The following is a 25828-nucleotide window of genomic DNA, read 5'->3' as shown; positions in this document are numbered from 1 at the left end:
GTCGCAGGCTCTCCAACAGCCGCTCGATCCTCGGATCGAGCGGCTGTTGTCGTGTCTGCGTGTCAGACCTGGCGTAGCCGGGAGACGCGTCCGACGGCACTCTCGACGGCGTAGTCCGCGTCGGCCGACGCGCCCTTGACGTCGGCGTTCAGGGACGCCACGATACGCAGCGCCTCCCCCACCGACGTGGGTGTCCATCCCTTCGCGAGGGCCTGCGCCTTCTTGATCTTCCAGGGTGGCATGCCGAGTTCCGACGCCATCCGGAACGGGTCTCCCCGTCCAGCCGGGGCCACCCGGGCGATCGAGTGCACCGCGTCGGCCAGCGCGTCCGCCAGCAGCACGTGGGGTACGCCGCGCAGCATCGCCCAGCGCAGCGCCTCGATCGCGCCTGCGGTGTCGCCTGCGACGGCCTTGTCCGCGACGTCGAAACCGCTCACCTCGGCCTTGCCCGAGTAGTACCGCTGAACGGCGGCGACGTCGATCTTTCCGCCGGTGTCTGCGGTGAGCTGCGAGCACGCGGCCGCCAGTTCGCGCAGATTCGAGCCGACCCCCTCGAACACGGTCTGCACCACTTCCGGCGACACCCGGACGCCGAGGGTGCGGAACTCGCCGCGGATGAACCCGATGAGGTCGCCGGACTTCAGTTTGGCGCACGGGTGCACCACCGCTCCGAGTTTCTCCAGCGCCCCGGTCATCGCTTTCGCCCGTCCGCCGCCCGAGTGCAGGACGACGAGGACGACGCCCGGAGGCGGGTCCCCGGCTGCGTCGAGGATCAGTGCCACGGCGTCCTTGCCTGCCTCGGCCGCGGCCTCGAGCACCACCACGCGGTCTTCGGCGAACAGGGAGGGGCTGAGCAGTTCGGCGAGTTCGGCCGCCCCGGCGTCCCCCGCCCTCAACCGGTTGACGGGAAGATCCGCGCCCGCGGCCACGTCCGCGTTCGCGCGAACGTGGCTGATGACCTGCGCCACCGCACGTTCGACGAGGAACTCCTCGTCACCGAGGACGAGATGGAGCTGTTCGAGCTGAGTTGGTGTGCTCACGCGAAGATCGTGCCACGTGTGGCGGACACGGTCGCCGACACCCCGGAACCGGGACCGAGCAGGCCGAACACGGGCGATCGCCACGCAGCGGCCGCGTCGGCGGTGGACACTCGATCATATGACCGCGGAAACCGAGGTGGACGGCGTCATCCGCGCGGACTACGCGCACATGATCGACCTAGACGACGATCGCACGGCAGGGCAACGGTATGAGCTGAGTTTCCGGTACACCTGCCGCGACGGGCTGCTCCTCCGATGGTCGGTGCAACTGGTCGCCCGCTGTTCTGCCTCCGGCCACGCCGAGACGCTGTTCGCCGGTGGTCGATCCGTCCTCGAACCCGCAGCGCCCTCGCGCGGCGACGTCGCGGCGGCCGGGTCCGACGACGACTTCGACACCGCGTGCGAGTTCTATGAACAACGGTGGCGGGCCCTGCTCGACCCGACGGGCGGCAGCCCGCGAGGTGCCACCGAGCAGCGCCACCTGTCCGACGCGCTCACCCTGTACGGGCGTACGTGGCGCAGCGGGGCAGGCCGTGCGGTCGCCGACCGACTCGCATCGTTCGCGAATGTCACCGTGCTCGCCCTGGGCACCGACCCCGCGTTCCACGTCATGCGCCGCACCGCCGCGCATTACCCCGACCCGGTCGTCCTCGCCGTCTACCAGCCCGCCGGGCAGCGCATCGACCTCAGCCTCGTCGACACCGCGACCGTGGAAGCGTTGATCGACGACCCCGGTCCGCTGCGTACCGGACCGGACACCAGCGCAGGTGCCCTGCTCACGGGTGTCGGATCCGCCGGACTGCTGCATCCCGGCTACATCGGCTCCACCACCGCCGGCGTCGCCGAGTTGACTCCGCCACCTCCGGTCAGCTGACCACTTCGCGCGTCAGGAGGTCGACCACCGCCGCCAGCGTGCCGACGCGCGTGAACTCGGCCCGTTGCCGCTCGGCGCCCGTGCCCTCGCGCAACACGGTGTCGAGCCCCGACTCGAGGAACGCCCGATCACTCGCGCCGAGCCCCGGGGCCACGCAGTCGTTCAGCAATTCCAGTTGCCGGCGGACCGGCAGGGCCCGATCCGTGGCCGGGCTCGTGCATTCCCCGTCGAGTCCGTCACGGGCCGCGCGCCACAATTGCGCCCGCAGCAGCTCGGCGCGCAGCCACGGCACGGTGAGACCGTCGTCCAGCGACTGGAGCGCCCACCCGACGAGACCCTTCACGACCACCGCGTAGAGCGCCGCGTGCGCCGCGGTCATGGCGACGTCCGCGACCCGGACCTCGATGGTCGGCTGCTTGTCGGAGAGCCGGACGTGCCAGTAGATCATTCCCCGGTCCATGGCGGCACCGGTTCCGATCATGGCGCCGACCATCGCCTCGTACTCGTCCGCGGAGTCGAAGTGCGGCGGCGGTCCCGCCGACGGCCACCGCGACCACATGATGTGCCGCCAACTGTGATAGGCGGTGTCGTGCCCACTGTGGAACGGCGAGTTCGCGGCGAGCGCGAGGAGTACGGGCAGCCAACTGCGAACCAGGTTGCTCACCCGCACACCGACGTCGCGGCTCGGGACCCCCACGTGCACGTGGCAGCCGCACGTGGTCACCGTGTCCACGATCGACCCGAAGTGGCGGGCCATCTGCTCGTACCGCGGGCTCGGGGTGATCGCCGGGGGCAATCCCTCGACGATCAGGGACGTCCCGCTGGGTAGCAGCAGCAGATCGCGGCCCGCGGCGGCCTTCGCCAGCCGGCGTCGCAGGCTGCGCAGCTCCTCGTGCAGTTCCTCCCCGGTGTGGCACACGCCCGTCGCCGTCTCGATCTGGCATCGGGCAAGTTCACGCTGAAGCCCGTGAATGTCGTGGCCGGCCTCCGTGACCACGTCGGGTCCCGCGGCGGAGAGGTGACCGGACTCGTCGACGAGGAAGAACTCCTCCTCGACCCCCACACTGAGGTCGCGACCCGATTCCGTTGCTGCAGGTCTCATTCAGGAGGTATCCCCGCGTTCCGCGGATACGAAACCGGGGCACCGCCGCTCAGGTGAAACCGATGACTTCCTCACCCCAGGCCCGGCGGAGTTCCCGGTCCGGATCGGCGACGACCGCGTCGGACTTGCCGATCAGCAGGGTCGTGCGATCCGCCTCGTCGTACCGCGGCCAGCCGACCTCAGCGCCCGTTCCGTCCGGGGTGCCCTCGGTGGCGAACGACAGCCACCGTCGCTGGATCCGCTCCGACACGTGCCCGGCGGTTCGGTGCCCCCCGAGCTTGAATGTGGGGTCGTGCGGGACGACGCCGAAGTTCCCGAAGACGTACGGCACCTCGGTGCCGTGGGTGGCGCCGATCCGCGCGGCGCGCAGGAACGGTGTCGCGTAGTCGAAGCGGTACAGCCAGGTCGGGGCGACGCGGCTGTGCGCCTCCGCGATCCACAGCGTCGGCATCCGGAACGCGGCATCCCGCGAGATCTCCATGGCCGAGCGCTTCTTCGGGTAGTCGGGGTACGCGGCCGCCACCTCCTGTTCCTCGTCCGCCGGGAGGTCGGGATGGTCGGCGGCGATCGCCACGAACATCTGATGCACGGCGTCCGGGGTGATCGGCATCAGGGGCGACTTCATGAGCCGGAACATCGACGCCTCGTCCTTGTTCGTCCCGATCAGCAGCGGAATTCGGTGTGCGAGGCCTTTGCGGAATGCCGCCACCGGGTAGTGCGGGACCACGTCGCCGTCGACGGTCGGGGCAACCGCCAGGGTGCCGGGGACCCGCGCGGGCACCTGCTGGACGAGTTCGACGCAGGCCTTCGTCAGCACGTCGACGGGCAGGTCGCGGAGACGGCCCGCGTCGGCGGGCGCGATGTCGAGCAGCTCGAGGAACGACTCGGCGATGCTCGCCGCGCGGTCACCGCCGTACACGGATGTCGCGGGGGAACTCTCGGCGATCGCGCGATGGAACAGTCCCTCCGCCGGTGGGGACGTCATCAGCGTGGTGACCGCGCCGCCACCGGCGGATTCCCCGAACAGGGTCACGTCGCCCGGGTCGCCGCCGAATGTCGCGATGTTGTCGCGAACCCAGGTCAGTGCCGCAATCTGATCGCGCAGGCCCAGGTTCGTGTCGAACGGATGCTCCCCGGTCGAAAACGAGGAGAAGTCGAGGAAGCCCAGCGCACCGAGCCGGTAGTTGAACGTGACCACGACGACGTCGCCGCGTTCGACCAGACGGGTCGGATCGAACATGCGCTGTCCGGACGAACCGAGGTAATACGCCCCGCCGTGGATCCACACCATCACCGGCCACGGTCGCTCGGTGTCCGTCGCGGGGGCGAAGACGTTCACGGTGAGGCAGTCCTCGTCGATGGTCAGACCGGGATCGATGGGCAGCGGGCCGTGCTCGTTCTGCGGTGCGATCGGACCGAACCGGGAACAGTCGCGAACGCCGGTGAAGGGTTCGGGCGGGCGCGGGGCGCGGAGCCGCCACTCGCCGACCGGCGGCGCGGCGTAGGGAATGCCTTTCCAGGACCGAACGCCGCCCAGGCGGACGCCCCGCAGCCTTCCCTGGCCGATGGTCACCTGTGGGTCCTCGGTGCGCGAAACCATGACGTCATCTTCGCCCGGGACGACTGTCGCCGGAGTCCGATCGGGAATTCCTGCGGCCGGGACCTGCGGGGACCGCCCTCTCTGGCAGACTGAATCGGTGAACCGGGCGCATGCCCGCACGCTGGAGGAACCGATGCGAGAGACAGTGCCCGAGACGACGCGCTCGCAGGCGGTCGGCAGGTCGGCCGCGACGTTCGCGACCCTCGCCGATCTTCTCTACGCAGGCCAGGATTTCGGGCACGTCCACCAAGCCATCTGCGACGCCGCGCCGCTGCTCGTCGAGGGCTGTGACCACGCGAGCCTGATGCTCCGGGAGGGATCCCGCTATGTGACGGCCGCGGCGAGCGACGACGTGGCCTTCCGTGTCGACGAGTTCGAGCGCATCGAGAACGAGGGACCGTGCGTCGATGCCATCGTCAGCGACACTCCCCAGTTCGAGACGGACCTCGCCACCACGTCGCAGTGGCCGCGGCTGTCGGCGCGGGTGCTGGCCCACACACCGGTGCGCGGTGCCGCCGGATTCCGACTCGTCATCCTCGGACGCAAGGTCGGCGCCCTCAATCTGTTCTCCGACACGGCGGGAGCGCTGAACACCACGTCCGTCGATCAGGGCATCATGCTCGCATCGTTCGCGGCGGTGGCGCTGGCGGCCGTCCACGAGCACGCCGAGGCCGAGACACTGCGGGCAGGCCTGGCCAGCAACCGTGAAATCGGGAAGGCGGTGGGACTGCTGATGGCGTTCCACAACATTCCCGAGACTCAGGCGATGGAGATTCTCCGCACCACCTCGCAGGACATGAATCTCAAACTGGCGACGGTGGCGCAGGAAATCGTCACTCACCATCACCGGAAGGTGACCTGACCGCCGTCAGTCCGCCTCCGGTGCATCGGGGTTACCCGCGATGCCGAGCATGGACAGGAGCATGCGGCAGTCTTCGGCGTCGAGTGACTGGGCGGCAACGACCCGCTGCGCTCTCCACACCTGTCCGGCGTCGAGCTCGTCGTCCACATCGAGATCTGTCCGCTCCGATTCCGACATTCGCCCTCCAATGCGGGTGCGTTCCAAGACCGTTCACCTCAGGCATCTGCCACCGGATGGTAGTCGGTGTTTCGGTGTCGCATATGCACATCGGGAATCGAAGTCGAAACGATACAGAACCCGTTCCGCCCCGGTCGCGCCGAGCGTGTCGAGCGGCGCGCCCACGAGACGAAAGTTGCAGCAGCACAGCCGATATCAGGAAGCCGTCAGCGCCCGCAGCGGCTCACTCAACTCGTTGGCGAAGAACTCGAAGAAGCCGTCGACGTCCGGCCCCGCGTTGATCAGCGCCAGATGATCAAAACCGGCATCGACGAAGGTGCCTGCCACCTCGAGGTGCCGCCGGACATCCGGCCCGCAGGCCATGGCGTCGCGGACGTCCTCGGTGCGGATCGACGACGCTGCTGCCTCGAAGTTGATCGGATTCGGCAGTTCCGCTTGAACCTTCCATCCGGTCAACCCGAACCGGAACAACCGGTGCGCCGACTCGACCGCAGATTCCTCGTCACGAGCCCACGCGAGGGGCACCTCCCCGTATCTGGGCCCCGACCCACCGGCCCCGGCGTAGGCCTTCACCAGGTCCGGATCCGCTTCGGTGGCGAACAGTCCGTCGCCGAGTTCCGCGGCGATCCCGACGGCCTCCGTGCCGCCGGCCGCGACGGCGATCGTGGGCGGCACGTCGGGGAGATCGAACACGCGGGCGTCGTCGAGAGTGAGGTGTTTGCCCTCGTACGAGTGGTAGCCGCCCGACCACAGCAGGCGGATGATGTCGATCGCCTCACGGAGCATCTGGTGCCGGATGGTCACCGACGGCCAACCGCCACCGACGACATGTTCGTTCAGCCGTTCCCCCGAACCGAGTCCCAGGGTGAACCGGCCCTCGCTGAGGACGGCGGTCGTGGCCGCGGCCTGCGCGATGATCGCGGGGTGATATCGGACGAACGGGCAGGTGACGCCGGTCGCCAGACCGATCCGGTCGGTCCGTGCCGCGGCGGCCGCGAGCATCGACCACACGAATCCCGAATGACCGTGGCTGTAGAGCCAGGGGTGATAGTGATCGCTCACCTCGACGAAGTCGAAGCCGGCGCGTTCGGCCTCCACCGCCTGCCGCACGATCTCCCGCGGATCGAACGTCTCGGCCATCAGCTTGAACCCCACCTGCATGTCGTCGTCCCTTTCCTCGAGTTCTGCGAAGGTTTCCCGGATTCGGGCGCGCTCACACAAGGCGACCCAGCGACGACGGCCAGACCGGCGCCCACAGCACCAGCACACCGATCGCGATCCCCGCCAGCACCAGCCGCGGTCCGCGTCTGCGCAGCGTCACACCGAGCGCCGCGACGGCACCGAGCACGATCGCCGCACCGGCGGGCCCGGAGGGCACCGCAATCGAGGCTCCGGGAATCCGCGCGCCCCGCTCGGCGACGGTGACGAGCCACCACAGCGGCCACTGGGTCACGCGCACCACCACTTCCGCGACGGGAACACTGACCCCCGCGATCAGCGCGGTGATCGCTCCGGCCACGGTGATCACGCCGACCACGGGGGCGACCAGGATGTTCGCGCAGACGGACACCAGGCTCACCGTCCCGGCCATCGCGGCGACGATCGGAGCGGTGACGGCGAAGGCGGCGACGGACACCGCCACCGTCTCGGCCACCGCCCGCGGCCAGCCGCGGCCCACCAGCATGTCGACCCAGACCGGCGCGATCACGATCAATCCTGCGGTGGCGGTCGCCGAGAGAACGAAGCCGAAGTTCACCGCCAACTCCGGTGACCACGCCAGCAGGGCGATGACCCCGGCCGCGAGCGCGGGCATCGCCTGTTTCCGCCGTCCGGTCACGAGCGCCAGCAGGGTGACCGAGCCCATCGCCGCGGCGCGCAGCACGCTGGGTGACGGTCGCGCGATCACCACGAATGCGATCAGGGCCGCGGCGGCCAGCGCCGCACCCGCGCGGGGACCGAGCCCCACCGCTCGGACCAGGAGCAGCACCGCTCCCAGCAGGATGCTGACGTTCGCCCCGGACACCGCCGTGAGATGCGTCAACCCGGACGCGGTGAAGTCGTCCTTCACCTCCCGGGACAGCGCGGAGGTGTCGCCGACCACCAGCCCCGGCAGCAGTCCTGCCTCGTCGGCAGGCAGGACGGCGGCGGCAGCGGCGAACCGCGCACGCAGGGCGCCGGCCCACCGCTGATGCGAGGGCGCGGGACCGACGTCCGCGGGCGGTCCGGACACCCGGACCGTGGCCAGGCTCAGATCCCGGTGCCGCGGAGGGCTCGCCTGCCCGCGCAGGACCACGTCCTGCCCCGGCAACAGTCCGAGCCACCCCTCCGCCGGGGCCAGGACGACCACCGCACCGCCCGAGTGGATCGTCTCGGTGGCCCGGCGGATCTCGACGACGTTCGCGTTCACGAGGACGTGCCGTCCGAAGCCGGCGATCTCCCGGGGATCGTCGACGAGGGTGACGACGAGCGTCACCCACGTCTCGTTCCGGGCGAGTTCGGTCATCGGGTGCCGCTCCACGGCCTGAACCCGCCAGGCCACCCCGGCGGCGCAGCAGGACCCGAACAGCAGGACCGCCAACGTCGCGGCCGTCCACCGGCCCGGTCCCCGCAGGGCGCGTCCCGCGGCGAGGAGAACTGCCGCTCCCGACAGGGTCGCCACGAGGACCCATGCCGCCCGGGAGCCTCCGAGGATGCCGATCAGCGTTGCCGCCCAGCACATCCCGGCGAACGGCAGTAGCCGCAGATCGAGAAGACGCGGTTCGTCGTCGGGCATCACAGGGTGACCTGGCCGCGCAGTTTCTCCAGCCGCACCGGCCCTATCCCGTCCACCTCCCCCAGTTGCGAGATGTCGGTGAACGTGCCGTTGGTCGTGCGCCACGCGACGATCGCCGCCGCCGTGACGGGCCCGACACCGGGAAGTGCGTCGAGCTCCGTCTCGGTCGCCGTGTTGAGGTTCACGAGCCCTCCGCCCGTGGCGGCCGCTGCGCCTGCGGTCCCCGGCGATCCCGCGGCGGCGCCGCCCACCGCGCTCGGTGGCGCCTGGGTGGTCGCGGCACCCACCAGCACCTGGTCGCCGTCCGAAAGTCGTTGAGCCAGATTCAATCCGAGGGTGTCACCGCCGTCGCGCACTCCCCCGGCAGCAGCGAGGGCATCCGCGACCCGGGAGCCCGGCGGTAGCCGGACGAGACCGGCCGACGCCACCAGTCCCACGACGCTGACGACGATCTCCTCCGCCGGCGCGGGTGCCGACGCCGCCGGGGCGGGAGCCGTCGTCACCGGCGCCGGAGTCAGGGAATGCACCCCGGCTGCGGGTAGCGACGGAACGGCCTGTGTCTCCGGCCGATCGCTGCGCACTCCCAGCACAGCGGCCGTCGCAACGACGATCCCCACCACGACGAGCACCAGCGCCCCGGAACGCCCGGGATCGAATCGTGCGTCCCGCCACCGGTCCGGCAGCGAGAATCCACCCCGGCGTTCGGCGGACCACGTCGTGTCGCCGTCGAGGACGGTCCCGATCGGCTCGGCCAGCCACTCCGGCTCCGACGGTGTGTCGGGCGGCGCCGCATCGCGTTCCCCCGACGTCAGGAACGCGAGCCGCGTCCGGCCCCTCGAACGTTCTTCCCTGATGCCCATGGACGCGACGGTAGAGTGCGCCGCCCACCGAATTGCCGCGACGACCAGGCTTTCCGAATCGGCCTGTGGATCAGTGCGACGTTGTGGATGAATCGCGGTCTTCGTGGTGCAGGGTGGGTTCCGGGCACAGCACGATGCCGATGGCGCCCACCCCGACGTGGGCACCGATCACCGAGCTGAAATCGGTGACGACGAGATCACTGACCTGCGGAATCCGGTCCTTCAGGTGCTGTGCCACCGCCTCGGCGCGCTGCCGGGCATGCATGTGATGCACAGCGACGGCCGTCCTGTCCAGACCTGCCAGCTCCACCGCGGCGTCGACCATCCTGGCCATCGCCTTGGTCGAGGTGCGCGTCTTCTCCTTCAGAACCAGCCGGCCGTCCACGAGATGCAACACCGGTTTCATCGCCAGTGCGGTGCCGAGCAGCGCGGCGGCGGTGCCGATGCGGCCTCCGCGACGCAACTGATCGAGCCTGTCCACCACGATCAGGCAACGCCCGCGGCTCGCGACGTCGACCGCCCGCCGGTACGCGGTCTCGAGGTTCGCACCATCTTTCGCGGCCCGCGCGGCCTCGAGGACCGGGTAGCCCAATCCCATTCCGGCAGACTGGGAGTCGACGATCCGCACCCGCCCGCCGAATTCCTGCGCCGCCTGGCGGCCCGCCTCCCACGTGCCGGACAGCTGGCGGGAGATGTGCACCGCGAGAACGCCTGCGCCCTCACTGAGTTCCAGCGCTGTCGCGTATGCCTCGGACAGCTCGCTCGGCGACGCGCCCGACGTGGTGACACCGGCAAGGTCGTCGGGGAGCTGGTCGATTCCCTCCCGGAAATCCTGGCCACCGCTGAGGACGTGGAGCGGGACCACCTGGATCCCGTACTGCTCGACGAGTTCGGGCAGGATCGAGGCCGAAGAATCGGTGACGACGACGACGGGCATCGGACTACTCGGCTCCGCTCGACACCGGGTCGGCCGGAACCGCACCCTCGGCGGAGTCCGGAACGACTCCCGCCGCGCGGAGCGCGGTCAGCATCGACGCAGCCACCTCGGTGTGTCCGTCCCAGCCCCAGTGGATGCCGTCCGGATTACCCTGATCGCTGAAGACGTTGGCGCGCACCGCCTCCGCGAGGTCGACGAGGGGCACGTTCTTCTCCTCCGACCACGCGGTGATGGCGGCAACGGCACCGGGGCGACCCGCGTGCACCTTGCCGTAGGCCTCGCTGCGATGCACGGACGGCAGGGTGCCGATGACGGGCAGCTCGGGACGCATGTACTCGAGCGCCGCCCGGGAGCTCTCCAGATATTCGACACTCAGCCGCGGGGGCAACGCCACCGGCCACCCCAGCGGGGACAGCCTGGGCTGAAGCCACTGGTAGCCGGTCCGCACGACGCGGCGCAGCGCGGGTGGGCGGACGTAACGCAATTGTTCCCGCAGTGCCGTCGGGAGCGGGGACGGAAGGGAGTCCATGCCGCCGACCGCGAACACGACGGCACCGGCGCGGGGAACCGCCGACCACACGCGTGGGTCCTGGGTCAGCGCCCACCACACGTCGCGGCTGGTCCACCCGATCCGCGCCACCAACTCGACATCCCAACCAAGTTGACGTGCAACGATATTGGGCCAGATGTCGGGGTGGTCGGACGGGAGACCGCCCTTGGGACCGTAGTACGACAGCGAGTCGGCGAGCACGAGCAGTACGGGGCGTTCCCCGGGACCGGCACCCGCGTCAGAGGACGTCACTGGCCACACTCGCAGAAGCGTTCCACACGTCGAGGCGCCAGTTGAGCGAATCGGGGTTTCCGTACGCACTCAGCTGTACCCAGCTGGTGTTGCCCAGCCCGCCCAGCACCGGCCAGCGGTCGACGGGCAGATCCAGCAGTGCGGCGGTCAGCGCGGCGATCACACCGCCGTGCGCGACCAGGACCACCGGCTTCTCCGCCCAGTCCTCGTGCTTCTCGACGAGTTCGGCGACCACCGGCTTGCTGCGGCGTGCGACGTCGATGCGACTCTCCCCGCCGGGCGGTGCCCACGTCGCGTCGCCGCGCCACGTGGCGCGGGCGCCGGGTGCACGCGCGTCGACGTCGAGGTGCGTGAGCCCCTGCCAGTCACCGAGGTGCGTCTCGCGGAGGCGCTCGTCGATCTGCACCGGCAGACCGGCGTTGTCGCCGACCTCGACTGCGGTGTCGTAGGCCCGCCGCAGATCGGAGGACACGATGGAGATCGGTCTGCGACCGACGAGCGCGCCGGCGGCGGCGCGGGCCTGCGACCGACCCAGCTCCGACAGTTCGGTGTCGAGCTGTCCTTGCATGCGGTTGTCGGCGTTGTACTCGGTCTGCCCGTGGCGGAGCAGGATCAGACGTCGCGGGGCACGGGGGGCATCCGTCACAGCTCGGACTCCTCCGCCTGGGCGGCGGTGCCCGCACCGTTCGCGTCGGCCGGGCCGTGCTGCCCGAGACCCTCGACGGGCACGGTCGGGCAGTCCTTCCACAGCCGGTCGAGTGCGTAGAAGTTGCGCTCCTCGTTGTGCTGGACGTGGATCACGACGTCGACGAAATCGAGCAGTGCCCAACGGCCTTCGCGGGTGCCCTCGCGCCGCACCGGCTTGTGACCTGCCTCACGCAGCCGATCCTCGATGTTCTCGACGATCGCGTTGACCTGTCGCTCGTTGGGGGCGGAGGCGATGACGAAGCAGTCGGTGATGACCAGCTGCTCGGAAACATCGAGCACCACCACATCGGAGGCCAGCTTCTCGTCGGCAGCCACTGCCGCGATGCGTGCCATCTCGATGGCTTCGGTCGTTGCGCTCACGCGATGTTCTCCCAGTTCGGTTCGAAAAGTGCTGACTAACTCTTGGTCTTGTCCGGGGCCGGTTCGGACATCGTCGTCGCGCCGTCGAGACGCTCGGAGTCCGGTGGCCTGTACAGGTTCCGTTTGGAGATGTACTGGACCACACCGTCCGGCACGAGGTACCACACAGGACGGTGTCGACTGGCCCGCCGCCGACATTCCGTCGAGGAGATCGCCAGAGCCGGGATCTCGATCAGCGTGACCGCGTCCTCCGGCAATGCGTCCAGGTGACCGGCCAGATGTTCGGTGTTGAGATCGAATCCCGGGCGCGACACCCCGACGAACTTCGCCAGCGAGAACAGTTCCTCCCAGTCCTGCCAGGACAGGATACTCGCCAGGGCGTCCGCACCGGTAATGAAGTACAGCTCGGCGTCCGGGTGGTAGCTGCGCAGATCACGCAGAGTGTCGACGGTGTAGGTGACCTTCTCCCGGTCGACGTCCACCCGGCTGACGGAGAAACGCGGGTTCGACGCGGTGGCGATGACCGTCATCAGGTACCGGTCCTCGGCGGGGCTGACGCCCTTGCCCTGCTTCTGCCACGGACGTCCGGTGGGCACGAAGACGACCTCGTCGAGGCTGAATCGATCCGCCACCTCGCTGGCCGCCACGAGGTGACCGTGATGAATGGGGTCGAAGGTGCCGCCCATGACTCCGAGGCGGCGCCGACGCGCGCCCGCTGCTCCCTGTTCCACGAGTGACGAGCTTACGTGTTCACACCGGCAGCAACCCGGCGACCACCGACGCCAGCTGCTGAGCGGATCGGCATTCGTGCATGCTGATGACCTCGTTGTACACCTTGGCCGCCGAGTCGCCCGTTCCCCACTGGCCGCGGGGCTCCGGGTTGAGCCAGTGCGCGTGTTTCGCCACCGATACGAGGCGGGCCAGGGCCTCCAGATTCGGGTCGCGGTAGTTGTTGCGGCCGTCGCCGAGCACTAGCAGCGATGTCCGCGAGGTGATGCTCTGGGTGAACCGCTCGGCGAACACCCCGAACGCGTTGCCGTAGTCGGAGTGCCCGTCGTAGCCGACCAGGTCGGCTTCCCGGATCATCCGCGACATGGCGCTGCCGAGGTCGGCCCCCGCATCGAAGAAGCGGGTGACCTCGTCGGTGGTGTCGATGAACGCGAACACCCGCACCCGGGAGAACTGTTCGCGCAGGGCGTGGACGAGCAACAGGGTGAAGTGGCTGAAACCGGCGACCGAACCCGAGACGTCGCACATCACGACCAGTTCGGGACGCGCCCGGCGGGGCTTGCGCTGGACGAGGTCGATGGGCACTCCGCCGGTGGACATCGACTTGCGCAGGGTCCGCCGCAGGTCGATCGAACCGGCCCGGTTGCGGCTGCGCCGCACGGCGAGGCGGCTGGCGAGCAGCCGGGCCAGCGGGGTGACGTTGCGTTTCAGTGCCGTCAGTTCGGCGTCGGACGCGCGGAGGAAGTCGACTTCCTCGGCCAACCGGGGCACGCCGTACGACGCCACCCGCTCCTTGCCGAGGTTCTCGGCCGACCGTCGCCGCGTCTCCTTCTCGATCATCTTCCGGAAGTCGGCGATCCGCTGGGCGGCGGTGCGCTTGGCCACCTCGGATTCGTAGCTTTCCGTCGTTCGGGCTTCGCCGTCCTGCTGATTCCCCAGGAGTCCGTCGAGGATCTTCTTCAGCAGGGTTTCCGGCGCGACGTCCCGCAGCGCCTGGTACGCGGAGAACGACGGGCCGTTCGCCGACTGGTACTGGCCGAGTTCCTCGACCATCTGCGCGGTCAGGAGCTCGGTGAGCTCGATCGCCTCCGGTGATCCGTCGGTGAGGAGTTCGACGATCAGCTCGCGCAGCGCCTCGTAGTCGATCTCACCCTTCCCGTTCCGCGGCAGACTCGTGTCGATCGCCCCGTCCGCCCGGCTTCCGACCGCCGCCGGGAACCAGAGTTCGAACAACGCGTCGAACGTGGGTCGGTGGGTGGGCCGCCGCAGCAGCGCGCACGCAAGCCCCTCGCGCAACGATTCGCGGTCGAGCAGATCGAGGACCGACATCACCTGACCGGCGTCGACCGTCTCGGACGGACCGACCGTGATGCCGCGCCGCCGCAACGCCTCGACGAAGTCGACGAGATGCCCCGGCAGCCCGTGCGGCGCCGCGGGACCGCCCGGCTTCGACCGGGACGCGAGTGGACCACCAGCAGCCATGGGGAAGTCCTTCAGTTCAGTCGCAGCTCGGCAGCGGCCCGTAGCTGGTCGGATTGGTGTTTGAGGACGACGCCCATCGTGGCGCGCACGGCGTCGTCGTCGAGGGTGTCGAGCCCGAGCGCCAGGAGGGTGCGGCCCCAGTCGATGGTCTCGGCAACCGAGGGCAGCTTCTTCAGCTGCATGCCGCGCAGCACGCGGATGGTCCTGACCAGCTGCTCGGCCACCGCCTCGGGCAGCTCCGGCACCCGGCTCGCCAGGATCCGCCGCTCGAGCTCGGCGTCGGGGAAGTCGAGATGCAGGAACAGGCAGCGGCGCTTGAGCGCCTCGGACAGTTCACGGGTGGCGTTCGAGGTGAGGACGACGAACGGCTTGCGCGTGGCCGTGATGGTGCCCAGTTCGGGGACGGTGACCGCGAAATCGCTGAGCACCTCGAGGAGCAGACCCTCGATCTCGACGTCGGCCTTGTCGGTCTCGTCGATCAGCAGCACCGTCGGGTCCTCGCGCCGGATCGCGGTCAGCAGCGGCCGAGACAGCAGGAACTCCTCCGAGAAGACGTCCGCCTTGGTGGAGTCCCAGCTGTGGTCGCTGCCCGCCTGGATGCGCAGAATCTGCTTCGCGTGGTTCCACTCGTACAGCGCGCGCGCCTCGTCGACGCCCTCGTAGCACTGCAACCGCACCAGTTCGGCGCCGGTGGTCTCGGCGACGGCGCGGGCGAGTTCAGTCTTGCCGACGCCGGCGGGACCCTCGATGAGCAGGGGTTTTCCGAGCCTGTCGGCGAGGAACACCGCGGTCGCGGTGCCCTTGTCGGACAGGTAGCCGGTTTCGGCGAGCCGAGCGATGACGTCGTCGACGCTCGCGAAGAACGGCGTCGTGGTGGGCAGTGCGCGATCCACGCTCGCTCCTTTCAGAAGGGGTGACGGGCAGAGGGGCTGAGGGAAAGGGGGTGGGCGAAACGCCTAGACCGGGCGGGTGTGCCCGTCACCCCAGACGATCCACTTGGTGGACGTCAGTTCGGGGAGCCCCATCGGGCCGCGCGCGTGCAGCTTCTGCGTGGAGATCCCGATCTCGGCGCCGAATCCGAACTGTTCACCGTCGGTGAAGGCGGTGGACGCGTTGACCATGACGGCGGCGGCGTCGACCCGGGCGGTGAACTCGCGGGCGGCCGCGAGGTCGGACGTCACGATGGCCTCGGTGTGGCCGGTCCCGTAGCGGTCGATGTGCTCGACCGCGGCGTTCAGATCGTCGACCACCTTGAGCGCCACGTCCAGGGTGAGGTACTCCTCCGACCAGTCCGACTCGGTCGCGGGCACCAGACCCGGCAGATCCCCGTGGACCGTCACGCTGTGCGTCTGCAGGGCCTGCAGCAGCTTCGGCACCGCCGTCTCGGCGATCGCGGCGTCGATCAGCACCGTCTCCGCGGTGTTGCAGACACTCGGTCGCCGCGTCTTGGAGTTGAGCAGGATCCGTTCGGCCATCTCCAGGTCGGCCGCCGAGTGGACGTAGACGTGGCAGTTGCCGACGCCCGTCTCGATCGTCGGGACGGTCGCATCGCGCACCACGGCGCTGATCAGGCCTGCGCCGCCGCGGGGAATGACGACGTCCACGAGGCCGCGGGCCTGGATCAGGTGCGTCACGCTGGAGCGGTCGTCGCTCGGCAGCAACTGCACCGCGTCCTCCGGCAGCTGCTGCGCCGCCAGCGACGCCCGCAACGCCACGACCAGCGCCGCGTTCGACTTCGCCGCGGACGAGGAGCCGCGCAGCAGTGCTGCGTTGCCGGACTTGAGTGCCAGCCCGAACGCGTCGACGGTGACGTTGGGGCGGGCCTCGTACACCATGCCCACCACGCCGAGCGGAACCCGCAGCTGACGGAGTTCGAGACCGTTCGGGAGGGTCGAACCGCGCACCACTTCACCGACCGGGTCGGGCAGACCGGCCACCTGACGCAGCCCGGACGCGATCCCCTCGATGCGCTCCGGGGTCAGCCGCAGGCGGTCGAGCAGGGAGTCCTCGGTGCCCGACGCCCTGGCCGTCTCGATGTCGGCGGCGTTGGCGGCGAGGATGTCGGCGGAGGCGGCGACCACGGCATCGGCCGCCGCATGGAGCGCCGCATCCTTCTGCGCGGTGGTGAGCAGCGCGAGGACCCGCGACGCGGTGCGGGCGCGACGGGCCGCTGCGTGGACGGCTTCACGGGTATCCACCGCGGCACCGGCCGACGAGGTGGAGGTCACTGCAGTCATGAAGACAGCCTATATACCGGGGCCTGTACACCGCGGAGCGGGAACGACTGGGAATGATTTGGTCCCCCGCGCAGGTTGCGACTGGTCGAGACCATCAGAGGCAGGAGTGCTGTAGTGAGCGTGCTGTTCGAACCCATCACCTTCCGCGGAGTCACCATCCCCAATCGGGTGTGGATGGCGCCGATGTGCCAGTACTCGGCCGACGTGACGGGCCGCGACGTGGGAGTTCCCAACGACTGGCACCGGACGCACCTCGTGACGCGCGCCATCGGCGGTGCCGGCCTGATCCTCACCGAGGCGACGGCCGTCAGCCCGGAGGGCCGCATCAGTCCCGCCGACCTCGGCATCTGGAACGACACCCAGACCGAGGCCTTCGCGGAGATCAACGCACAGCTCGAGTACTTCGGCGCGGTCCCGGGCATCCAGCTCGGTCACGCCGGGCGCAAGGGCTCCGCGCACGTCCCGTGGCGCGGGGGCGGGAGCCTCGACGGCGACGATCGGCTGTCCTGGCAGACGGTGGCGCCGAGCGCGATCGGTTTCGGCGACCACACCCCGCCGGCCGCGGCGACGACCGACGACATCCGGAAGGTGGTCGCCGATTTCGCGGCCGCCGCCGAGCGGGCGTCGCGTGCTGGTTTCAAGGTGGTGGAAATCCATGCGGCACACGGCTATCTGCTGCACCAGTTCCTCTCACCGGTCAGCAATCATCGCACCGACGAGTACGGCGGCAGCTTCGCGGGCCGTATTCGCCTCCTGCTCGAGGTCGTCGAGGCGGTACGGGGGGTGTGGCCGGCCGAGTTGCCCGTGTTCGTCCGGGTCTCGGCCACCGACTGGCTGTCCGAGGAGCCCGGCCTCGACGCGGACAGCTGGACGCCGGATCAGACCGTCTCCCTCGTGCAGGCCCTCGCCGATCTCGGCGTCGACCTGGTCGACGTCTCCAGCGGCGGCGTCGCCTCCGCCCGGATCCCGATCGGGCCCGGCTACCAGGTCCCGTTCGCCCGTCGCATCCAGAACGAGACCACGGTCCCGGCCGCCGCCGTCGGGCTCATCACCGAGCCGGAGCAGGCCGAGCGGATCGTGGAGTCGGGAGAAGCCGTCGCCGTGTTCCTCGGGCGCGAACTGCTGCGCGACCCGTATTGGCCGCGAAAAGCCGCACTGGTATTGAATGCCCAGGTGACGCCGCAGATTCCGGCGCAGTACGCCCGGGCGTACTGAGGCTCGGGCCGACAAGCCCCGGTATCCTTTGCTACGGTAATCGCTCTTACAGCTGGTAGTCCCGCACCCCGGACGGTGGGGCGGGACCGAGCCACGAGCCAGAGCCGATCGGCGGGGGCCGCATCGCGCCGAAGGGCCGTGGGTTGCCGAACCCGACCAGCAATCGCCGTGCGGGCGACGAAAAGATGCGTGCATCAGGTACGTGCCCCGCGCGGGTGATAACTGCGCTGGGGAGCGCACGACATGAATGCACCAGATCACTCGATCACGTCGGCCGAGGTGGCCGAATCACCTGATGTCACGGTCACCGACGAGGCCTCCGTCAAACGGGCCGTCAAGGCGACCATGCTCGGTAACGCCATGGAGTGGTTCGACTTCGGCGTGTACGCCTACCTCGCGACCACCATCGGCAAGGTCTTCTTTCCCGAGGCGAGCGGCACCGCACAGCTGCTGTCGACGTTCGCGATCTTCGCCGCGGCGTTCATCGTCCGTCCCCTCGGTGGACTGTTCTTCGGTCCGCTCGGTGACCGGATCGGCCGCAAGAAGGTGCTCGCCACCACGATCATCCTGATGGCGGGCAGCACCTTCGCCATCGGCCTGATCCCGAGTTACGGATCCATCGGGCTCGCAGCGCCGATTCTGCTGGTGCTGTTCCGGCTCGTGCAGGGATTCTCCACGGGCGGCGAGTACGGCGGCGCCAGCACGTTCGTCGCCGAGTACGCGCCGGACAAGCGCCGCGGGTTCTTCTCGAGCTTCCTCGAATTCGGAACCCTCGCGGGGTATGTCGCGGCCGCGGGTCTGGTCACCATCATCAGCACCGTGGTCAGCGCCGACGCTCTGGTGGACTGGGCGTGGCGAATTCCGTTCCTGCTCGCCGGTCCGCTGGGCCTGATCGGCCTGTACCTGCGGCTGCGGCTCGAGGAGACGCCCGCGTTCCAGCAGATGGAGCAGGCCGAAGAGCGTTCGCTCGCAGACGAATCCACGGGACGCAAACTGCGCGAGACCCTGGTGGAGAACTGGCGCCCGCTGGTGCTGTGCGTCATCCTGGTCGCCACCTACAACATCGCGCACTACGGCCTGCTCAGCTACATGCCGACGTATCTGTCGAACACGCTCGGCTACGACGAGTCGCACGGCCTCGTCCTCATGATCATCGTGATGCTCATCATGATGGTGTGCATCAGCTTCGTCGGGAAGCTGTCCGACCGGGTCGGGCGTAAACCGTTGCTGCTGGCCGGTTTCGTCGGATTCTTCGCGCTGTCGCTGCCCGCGTACCTGCTGATCGGTGTCGGGCACTACTTCACCGTCTTCCTCGGCCTCGCGATGCTCGGCGGGCTGCTGCTGCTGTTCGTCGGCGTCTTCCCGTCGGTCCTTCCCGCGCTGTTCCCCACCGGAATCCGCTACGGCGGCCTGGCGATCGGCTACAACCTCGCGGTGTCGATCTTCGGTGGCACCACACCCCTCGTCCTCACGGCGTTGCAGGATGCGACGGGCAGCGACCTCGTCGCGCCGATGTACATGATGGTCGCGGCCGTCGTCGGCGGTATCGCGGTCCTGCTCATCTCCGAGACCGCCCGGAAGCCGCTGGAGGGTTCACCGCCCGCCGTGGCCACGGACGCCGAGGCCCGCCGCATCCTGAAGCGCCTCCGCCGCACCAAGGGCGACGCATCCGCAGCACCCGCACAGGAGACGGCGGCCGCCGACGCGGGCTAGTCTCGGAGTATGTCCGCTCCCAGGGTCGCCGTGGTCGGCAGCGTCAACATGGACCTACTGACCGCGACCGAACGGTTGCCCGCGCCGGGAGAGACGATCCTGGGCAGCGCCTTTGCCGCCACCCCCGGCGGCAAGGGCGCCAACCAGGCGATCGCGGCCGCGAGGGCCGGCGGAGCCGTGACGTTCATCGGTGCCGTCGGCTCCGACGTGTTCGCTCTCGACTTGCGGGAGGCCCTCGTGGACGCCGAGGTCGACACGCGGTACCTGCGTGAGGTGGACGGGCCGAGCGGGATCGCGGCTATCACCGTCGACGCCGCCGGCGAGAACAGCATCGTCGTGGTTCCGGGCGCCAACAGCACCGTGGTGGATCTGACCCCCGCCGAACTCGCGGCCGTCGCGGACGCCGACGTCCTGCTCTGCCAACTCGAGATCCCCCTGGGCACCGTCGTTGCCGCGGCGGCACACGCCGCGGCACACGACACCGTCGTGATGTTGAATCCCTCACCGGCGCAGACACTTCCGGCCGAACTCGTCAAGCTGGTCGACGTGCTCCTCGTCAATCAGACCGAGGCTGCGCAACTCGGCGCCGAGGTCACCGGCGCCGTCTCCCACGTCGTGACCACGCTGGGGCCGTCGGGCGCGGACTACGCGGGCAGCGACGGCACAACGCTCCACACCGACTCCTCCGAGGTCGAGGTGGTCGACACGACCGGGGCGGGCGACGCGTTCGCCGGCGCCCTGGCCGTCTCGTGGCGACGCGGGCCCGCGACCGCCGTCCCGTTCGCGTGCACGGCGGGCGCTCTCGCCACCACCCGCCGAGGCGCCTCCACCTCGTCGCCCACCCGTGCCGAGATCGAGGCGGCGCTGCCCGCCTGAGCGAACTCCTGCGGTCGCCCGGATCCTGCGTGTCACCCGTGTCGTGCACCATGGGGGCATGACGACCGCCACCGAACCCGCACTCCGTGACGAGGCCGAACGGCTGCTCCGCGAGCTGGCAGGCGAGCACGCCACCCTCCGCGACGACCAGTGGACGGCGATCGAGGCGCTCGTGGTGGGCCGCAGACGGGCGCTGGTCGTCCAGCGGACCGGCTGGGGCAAGTCGGCGGTCTACTTCATCGCCGCGAAGCTCCTGCGGGCGCACGGGCACGGCCCCACGGTCATCGTGTCGCCGCTCCTGGCACTCATGCGGAACCAGGTGGCCTCGGCCGAGCGGGCGGGTGTGCGCGCCGCCACCATCAATTCCGGGAACGTCACCGAGTGGGACGACATCCACGCCCGGGTTGCCGACAACGAACTGGACGTGCTGCTGGTAAGCCCCGAGCGTCTCAACAATCCCGACTTCCGCGACCAGGTCCTTCCCTCCCTCGCCGCCGACGCGGGCCTCGTCGTGGTCGACGAGGCGCACTGCGTGTCGGACTGGGGTCACGACTTCCGCCCCGACTACCGGCGGATCCGCACACTGATCGCCGAACTGGGCGAGGGCATCCCCGTGCTGGCCACCACGGCCACGGCGAACGACCGCGTCGTCTCCGACGTCTCCACGCAGCTCGGGGTGGGCGGCGCCGAAACGCTCGTCCTCCGCGGCGGCCTCGAACGGGAGTCGCTGCACCTGTCGGTCGTGCAGATTCCGGAGGCCACCGCCCGGGCGGCGTGGCTCGCCCAGAAGCTCGACAGCCTGCCCGGCTCGGGCATCATCTACGCACTCACCGTGTCGGCGGCGCGGGATCTGGCGAGCCTGCTGTCCGAGCAGGGCCACACGGTCGCCGCGTACACCGGGCAAACCGACGCCGCCGAGCGCGAGACCCTCGAGCAGGACCTGCTCGGCAACCGCGTCAAGGCCCTCGTGGCGACGTCCGCGCTCGGCATGGGGTTCGACAAGCCCGACCTGGGGTTCGTCGTGCACCTCGGTGCGCCGTCGTCCCCCATCTCCTACTACCAGCAGGTCGGGCGTGCCGGACGGTCCACCGACCGCGCCGAGGTCATCCTGCTGCCCGGGTCCGAGGACAAGCAGATCTGGAGTTATTTCGCGTCCGTGGCGTTCCCACGGGAGCACGTGGTGCGCCGGGTGATCGAGGTCCTCGACACCGACCGGCCGCAGTCCACGCAGGCGCTCGAGCCGCTGGTGGAGCTGGGCCGCACCCGGCTGGAGATGGTGTTGAAGGTGCTCGACGTGGACGGTGCTGTCCGCCGGGTGCGCGGCGGCTGGGTGGGCACCGGGGAGCCCTGGACGTACGACGCGGACCGCTACGAGCGCCTCGAACGCGCCCGCGAGTCCGAGCAGCAGGCGATGATCGACTACCAGCGGATCAGCACGTGCCGGATGGCGTTCCTACGCGAGCAGCTCGACGATCCGGGTCTGGCGGCGGGGACCTCGGAGTGCGGCCGGTGCGACAACTGCACCGGAGTGCGCCACGACGCGACCGTGGACGCCGAGGCGGTGCAACAGACCAGAACGCGTCTCGAGCGGCCAGGCGTGGACCTCGCGCCCCGTAAACAGTGGCCTACGGGCCTCGCGAAGCTCGGCGTGGCGCTGTCCGGGAAGATCACGGACGGCCCCGAGCCGGGGCGCGTCCTGGGCAGGCTGTCCGACCTGGGCTGGGGACAGCGGCTGCGTTCCCTGCTCGACGAACCGGACGGACCTGCCCCCGACGCCGTCCTGAAGGCCTGCATCCAGGTGCTGGCCTCCTGGGACTGGGCCGAGCGGCCCACCGCCGTCATGGCGGTCGAATCCGCCACCCATCCCCTTCTGTCGGCGTCGATCGCGGGGCAGCTCGCCGCTGTCGGACGCCTCACCGACCTGGGAGTTCTGCGGCTGCGCCCGGAGCATCCGCCGGTGTCCGCGGCCAACTCCGCCTACCGGGTGGCCGGGCTCGTCGACGCCTGGGAGGTCCCCGACCTTCCTGCCGGCGCCGGACCGGTGTTGCTCGTCGACACCCTCACGGACACCGGCTGGACCCTCACGATGGCCGCCCGGACGCTCCGCGCGGCGGGTGCCGCGTCGGTCCTCCCTTTCGCGCTCGCGAGTCTCAAATAGGCGAAGTGTGTCGCTTGCGGTTCACCCAAAAGTTACATAATGTGATGAGCATCACTTTGCACGTCTCACCTGCAAAGCTCCGCCACCTGAGCTGTCCAATTTCGCGAGGCACGTGAAATCGAAGGGGATGGTTGTTAGGTTCGAATTTCCAATGACGCCTGTTCAGAAGAGTGCCATCCCGACCACCGCGCCGGACGCGGTGTTGTTCAGAAGTCCAGAGATCACTGACGGAGTCCGGCTCTGGGAGATCGCCAGGAACACGGAAGTGCTCGATCTCAATTCGAGCTACGCATACCTGTTGTGGTGTAGAGATTTCAGCCGCTCGTCGGTCGTCGCAGTCGTCGACGAGCGCGTCGTGGGATTCGTATCGGGCTTCATCCGCCCCGAATCCCCAGCGACGCTGTTCGTCTGGCAAGTCGCCGTAGACGCAGACCAGCGCGGCAAGGGAATTGCAGGTCGCATGCTGAGCGCGCTGCTCGACCGACTTGCACCCGAAGGGATTACCCATCTCGAAACGACGATCAGCCCCGACAACGAGGCCTCGATCGCGCTGTTCACAGCATTGGCGCGTCGCCGAGATACGGCGATCAACAAGCAAGAATTGTTCTCCCCTAACGATTTTCCCGATGGACACGAAGCCGAAGATCTGTACACGATCGGCTAAGAGCATGCCCCGGAGGAATGCAGCAACATGACTAACTTCGATACGAACATCTTCGACAACCTCGAATCCGAGGTTCGCAGCTACAGCCGCGGCTGGCCCGCCGTCTTCGAGTCGGCGTCCGGATCGTGGATCCGTGACGAGAACGGCCGCGACTACCTCGACTTCTTCGCCGGTGCCGGTTCGCTGAACTACGGCCACAACAACCCGGTCCTGAAGTCGGCGCTCGTCGACTACATCGTCAGCGACGGCATCACGCACGGTCTCGACATGTCGACCGTGGCCAAACGCGACCTGCTCCAGACCTTCCAGGACAAGATCCTCAAACCCCGCGGTCTCGACTACAAGGTCCAGTTCCCCGGCCCCACCGGCACCAACACGGTCGAGGCCGCACTGAAACTGGCGCGCAAGGTGACGGGTCGTTCGTCGATCATCAACTTCACCAACGCTTTCCACGGCATGACGCTCGGCGCCCTGTCGGTCACCGGTAACTCGATGAAGCGCGCCGGCGCCGGAATCCCGCTGGTGCACGCCACCCCGATGCCGTTCGACAACTACTTCGACGGAGTCACCGAGGACTTCCACTGGTTCCGCCGCGTGCTCGACGACTCGGGCAGTGGCCTGAACCGTCCGGCCGCTGTGATCGTCGAGACCGTGCAGGGTGAGGGCGGCGTCAACGTCGCCCGCGCAGAGTGGCTGCGCGCCCTCGCGGACCTGTGCGCCGAGCGCGAAATCCTGCTGATCGTCGACGACGTCCAGATGGGCTGCGGACGCACCGGACCGTTCTTCTCCTTCGAGGTCGCCGGCATCACCCCGGACATCGTCTGCCTGTCGAAGTCGATCAGCGGCTACGGCCTCCCGATGGCGCTGACGCTGTTCAAGCGTGAGCTCGACGTGTGGGGCCCGGGCGAGCACAACGGCACGTTCCGCGGCAACAACCCGGCGTTCGTCACGTCGAAGGTGGCCCTGGACCACTACTGGTCCGACGACACCCTTCACAAGTCGACGCTGAAGAAGGGCGAGAAGATCCACCAGGCGTTCACCGATCTGGCGAACCAGTTCGACGGGTCCGTCTCCACCCGCGGTCGCGGCCTCGTCCAGGGTCTCGTGTTCGACGAGCCGGAGAACGCGGGCAAGGTCTGCAAGCTCGCCTTCGACGAGGGCCTGCTCGCGGAGACCTCCGGACCGTCGGACGAGGTGGTCAAGCTCCTGCCGGCGCTCACCATCACCGACGAGGAACTGGACCACGGACTCGCGATTCTCGCCGACGCCACCGGCAAGGTTTGCAGCTAGAGAGAGGACTGACACTCACATGATCGTTCGTACCACCGCAGAAATCACCGACACCGAGCGCGACATCACCAGCGAGGACGGAAACTGGCGCAGCAAGCGCATCATCCTCGGCGGCGACAAAGTGGGCTTCTCGTTCCACGAGACCACGATCAAAGCGGGCTCGGTCAACGAGTTCCACTACGCCAACCACGTCGAGGCCGTCTGGCTCGTCGAGGGAACCGGCAAGTTGATCGACCTCGACAACGACAAGGTCTACGAACTCGGCCCCGGTTCGATGTATCTGCTCAACGGTCACGAGCGTCACCGTGTCGAGCCCGACACCGAAATGCGCATGCTGTGCGTCTTCAACCCGCCCGTCACCGGGCGTGAGGTCCACGACGAAAACGGTGTCTACCCGTTGATCGAGGTTCCCGCGTAAGTTCGACCCCATGGCCGACGACGCTGCTGTTCCAGCTATAGCCATCGGACCCGCCCCGGACCCGCTCCTCGAGGATGCGGTGCGCCGGGGCGGTGCCCGTGTGGCCCCCCTCGACTCCGCGGACGCCCTGGTCTGGACCACGGGTCCGATCGGGTTCCCGGACCCGCTTCCCGAGAACATCCGCTGGGTGCAGTTGAACTCCGCGGGTGTCGAGGAGTGGTTCGCCGCGAAGGTGATCAGACCCGACACCACCGTGCTGTGGACGTCGGCGGCGGGCGCGTTCGCCGCCACCGTCGCCGAGCACGCGCTGACGCTGCTGCTGGCCGGGGTGCGGGCACTCCCGGAGCACCTCGAGGCGAAGACCTGGCGGCAGCAGGAGTTCTATTCGAAGATCGGCACCCTACGGGGCACCACCGTGGCCATCGTGGGTGCCGGCGGAATCGGCCGGGCACTGATCCCGATGCTCGCGGGCGTCGGGGCCGACGTCATCGCGGTCAATCGCTCCGGCAGCCCGGTGCCGGGCGCGATCGAGACGCTTCCCACCACCCGCCTGGGCGAGGTGTGGGCCCGCGCGGATCACTTCGTGATCGGGGCTCCCGCCACCGACGCCACGCACCATCTGGTCGGGGCGGCGGAATTCGCGCAGATGAAGCCGACCGCGTGGGTGATCAACGTCGCGCGCGGCTCGCTCGTTCACACCAATGCACTGGTGAAAGCGCTGCGGGACAACACGATTGGCGGAGCGGGACTCGACGTCACCGATCCCGAGCCGCTTCCCGACGGCCACCCGCTGTGGGATCTGCCCAACGTGATCATCACCCCCCACGATTCCAACCCGCCGTCGGTGCGCCCCCCGGCATTCGCCGAGCACGTCGCGCTGAACGTCACCCGCTTCGTCGCCGGTGAGAATCTCACCGCTCTGATCGATCCTGTCGTCGGGTACTGAGCCGG

General features: G+C 69.1%; 25 protein-coding genes. 10 read left to right on the top strand and 15 right to left on the bottom strand.

What is annotated here, in order from left to right; all coding sequences use genetic code 11:
- Window positions 1-62 precede the first annotated feature (62 nt).
- Window positions 63-1040 carry a DNA polymerase III subunit delta gene (gene holA, locus QM841_RS22525; protein WP_280782412.1) on the bottom strand — a complete coding sequence of 326 codons (978 nt, stop codon included), beginning with the start codon at window positions 1038-1040 and terminating at the stop codon, window positions 63-65.
- 118 nt (window positions 1041-1158) lie between these two features.
- On the opposite strand from holA, the gene QM841_RS22520 reads away from it, so the two are divergent.
- Window positions 1159-1914, top strand: a complete 756-nt coding sequence (locus tag QM841_RS22520) for a hypothetical protein (protein ID WP_280782411.1) — start codon at window positions 1159-1161, stop codon at window positions 1912-1914.
- Here the strand turns inward: QM841_RS22520 and QM841_RS22515 are convergent.
- Window positions 1907-3016 carry a carboxylate-amine ligase gene (locus QM841_RS22515; RefSeq protein ID WP_283333626.1) on the bottom strand — a complete coding sequence of 370 codons (1110 nt, stop codon included), beginning with the start codon at window positions 3014-3016 and terminating at the stop codon, window positions 1907-1909. The two genes, QM841_RS22520 and QM841_RS22515, sit on opposite strands and share 8 nt — an antisense overlap.
- 49 nt (window positions 3017-3065) lie before the next feature.
- Window positions 3066-4616 carry a carboxylesterase/lipase family protein gene (locus QM841_RS22510; RefSeq protein WP_283333625.1) on the bottom strand — a complete coding sequence of 517 codons (1551 nt, stop codon included), beginning with the start codon at window positions 4614-4616 and terminating at the stop codon, window positions 3066-3068.
- A 133-nt stretch (window positions 4617-4749) separates the two neighbouring features.
- On the opposite strand from QM841_RS22510, the gene QM841_RS22505 reads away from it, so the two are divergent.
- Window positions 4750-5478: a GAF and ANTAR domain-containing protein gene (locus tag QM841_RS22505; RefSeq protein ID WP_283333624.1), complete on the top strand. Its 729-nt coding sequence runs from the start codon at window positions 4750-4752 to the stop codon at window positions 5476-5478.
- A 6-nt stretch (window positions 5479-5484) separates the two neighbouring features.
- On the opposite strand, the gene QM841_RS22500 is transcribed toward QM841_RS22505, so the two are convergent.
- From QM841_RS22500 to QM841_RS22445, 12 genes are all read right to left on the bottom strand, one after another.
- Window positions 5485-5655, bottom strand: coding sequence for a hypothetical protein (locus tag QM841_RS22500; protein WP_198602055.1), 171 nt, complete (start codon window positions 5653-5655; stop codon window positions 5485-5487).
- Window positions 5656-5850: 195 nt separating this feature from the next.
- Entirely contained in the window at window positions 5851-6816 is a 966-nt protein-coding gene (locus QM841_RS22495) for an LLM class F420-dependent oxidoreductase (protein WP_283333623.1), read from the bottom strand.
- 52 nt (window positions 6817-6868) lie between these two features.
- Complete coding sequence (locus tag QM841_RS22490) at window positions 6869-8428, bottom strand: ComEC/Rec2 family competence protein (RefSeq protein WP_283333622.1); 1560 nt, start codon at window positions 8426-8428, stop codon at window positions 6869-6871.
- The gene (locus QM841_RS22485) at window positions 8428-9288 is read right to left on the bottom strand and encodes a ComEA family DNA-binding protein (RefSeq protein WP_283333621.1); all 861 of its coding nucleotides are present in this window, start codon (window positions 9286-9288) and stop codon (window positions 8428-8430) included. The genes QM841_RS22490 and QM841_RS22485 overlap by 1 nt, the downstream gene beginning before the upstream one ends.
- Before the next feature lie 70 nt (window positions 9289-9358).
- Complete coding sequence (locus QM841_RS22480; RefSeq protein WP_283333620.1) at window positions 9359-10225, bottom strand: DegV family protein; 867 nt, start codon at window positions 10223-10225, stop codon at window positions 9359-9361.
- Window positions 10226-10229: 4 nt separating this feature from the next.
- Window positions 10230-11027: a diglucosylglycerate octanoyltransferase gene (gene octT, locus QM841_RS22475; protein WP_283333619.1), complete on the bottom strand. Its 798-nt coding sequence runs from the start codon at window positions 11025-11027 to the stop codon at window positions 10230-10232.
- Window positions 11014-11673: a histidine phosphatase family protein gene (locus QM841_RS22470; protein ID WP_280782402.1), complete on the bottom strand. Its 660-nt coding sequence runs from the start codon at window positions 11671-11673 to the stop codon at window positions 11014-11016. Before QM841_RS22470 ends, octT begins: the two co-directional genes overlap by 14 nt.
- On the bottom strand, window positions 11670-12095 hold the full coding sequence (gene rsfS / locus QM841_RS22465; RefSeq protein WP_105415022.1) for a ribosome silencing factor: 426 nt from the start codon (window positions 12093-12095) through the stop codon (window positions 11670-11672). Before rsfS ends, QM841_RS22470 begins: the two co-directional genes overlap by 4 nt.
- Before the next feature lie 35 nt (window positions 12096-12130).
- Complete coding sequence (nadD, locus tag QM841_RS22460; protein WP_005261284.1) at window positions 12131-12781, bottom strand: nicotinate-nucleotide adenylyltransferase; 651 nt, start codon at window positions 12779-12781, stop codon at window positions 12131-12133.
- Window positions 12782-12845: 64 nt separating this feature from the next.
- Window positions 12846-14306, bottom strand: a complete 1461-nt coding sequence (locus tag QM841_RS22455) for a vWA domain-containing protein (RefSeq protein WP_283333618.1) — start codon at window positions 14304-14306, stop codon at window positions 12846-12848.
- An 11-nt stretch (window positions 14307-14317) separates the two neighbouring features.
- Window positions 14318-15199, bottom strand: a complete 882-nt coding sequence (locus tag QM841_RS22450) for an AAA family ATPase (protein WP_005261286.1) — start codon at window positions 15197-15199, stop codon at window positions 14318-14320.
- A 63-nt stretch (window positions 15200-15262) separates the two neighbouring features.
- Window positions 15263-16543 (bottom strand): glutamate-5-semialdehyde dehydrogenase, encoded by a 1281-nt coding sequence (locus tag QM841_RS22445; protein WP_283333617.1) that lies wholly within the window; start codon window positions 16541-16543, stop codon window positions 15263-15265.
- A gap of 114 nt (window positions 16544-16657) precedes the next feature.
- Between QM841_RS22445 and QM841_RS22440 the strand changes: the two genes are divergently transcribed.
- From QM841_RS22440 to QM841_RS22405, 8 genes are all read left to right on the top strand, one after another.
- Window positions 16658-17758 (top strand): NADH:flavin oxidoreductase/NADH oxidase, encoded by a 1101-nt coding sequence (locus QM841_RS22440; RefSeq protein ID WP_283333616.1) that lies wholly within the window; start codon window positions 16658-16660, stop codon window positions 17756-17758.
- 243 nt (window positions 17759-18001) lie between these two features.
- On the top strand, window positions 18002-19471 hold the full coding sequence (locus QM841_RS22435) for an MFS transporter (protein WP_283333615.1): 1470 nt from the start codon (window positions 18002-18004) through the stop codon (window positions 19469-19471).
- 9 nt (window positions 19472-19480) lie between these two features.
- Complete coding sequence (locus tag QM841_RS22430; RefSeq protein WP_283333614.1) at window positions 19481-20347, top strand: ribokinase; 867 nt, start codon at window positions 19481-19483, stop codon at window positions 20345-20347.
- 58 nt (window positions 20348-20405) lie between these two features.
- Window positions 20406-22505 (top strand): RecQ family ATP-dependent DNA helicase, encoded by a 2100-nt coding sequence (locus tag QM841_RS22425; protein WP_283333613.1) that lies wholly within the window; start codon window positions 20406-20408, stop codon window positions 22503-22505.
- 151 nt (window positions 22506-22656) lie between these two features.
- A complete protein-coding gene (gene ectA / locus QM841_RS22420) occupies window positions 22657-23169 on the top strand; it encodes a diaminobutyrate acetyltransferase (protein WP_009474013.1) in 513 nt (170 codons plus the stop codon).
- Between the two features lie 27 nt (window positions 23170-23196).
- Complete coding sequence (gene ectB, locus QM841_RS22415; RefSeq protein WP_283333612.1) at window positions 23197-24459, top strand: diaminobutyrate--2-oxoglutarate transaminase; 1263 nt, start codon at window positions 23197-23199, stop codon at window positions 24457-24459.
- 19 nt (window positions 24460-24478) lie between these two features.
- On the top strand, window positions 24479-24877 hold the full coding sequence (locus QM841_RS22410; protein ID WP_005248060.1) for an ectoine synthase: 399 nt from the start codon (window positions 24479-24481) through the stop codon (window positions 24875-24877).
- A 10-nt stretch (window positions 24878-24887) separates the two neighbouring features.
- A complete protein-coding gene (locus QM841_RS22405; RefSeq protein ID WP_105415006.1) occupies window positions 24888-25823 on the top strand; it encodes a D-isomer specific 2-hydroxyacid dehydrogenase family protein in 936 nt (311 codons plus the stop codon).
- The last annotated feature ends 5 nt before the right edge of the window (window positions 25824-25828 follow it).

It is taken from the genome of Rhodococcus sp. IEGM 1307 (assembly GCF_030056915.1).
GTDB classification, from domain to species: domain Bacteria; phylum Actinomycetota; class Actinomycetes; order Mycobacteriales; family Mycobacteriaceae; genus Rhodococcus_F; species Rhodococcus_F opacus_D.
The sequence above is the reverse complement of the archived record's forward strand: the minus strand, read 5'-3'. Positions and strand labels throughout refer to the sequence as shown.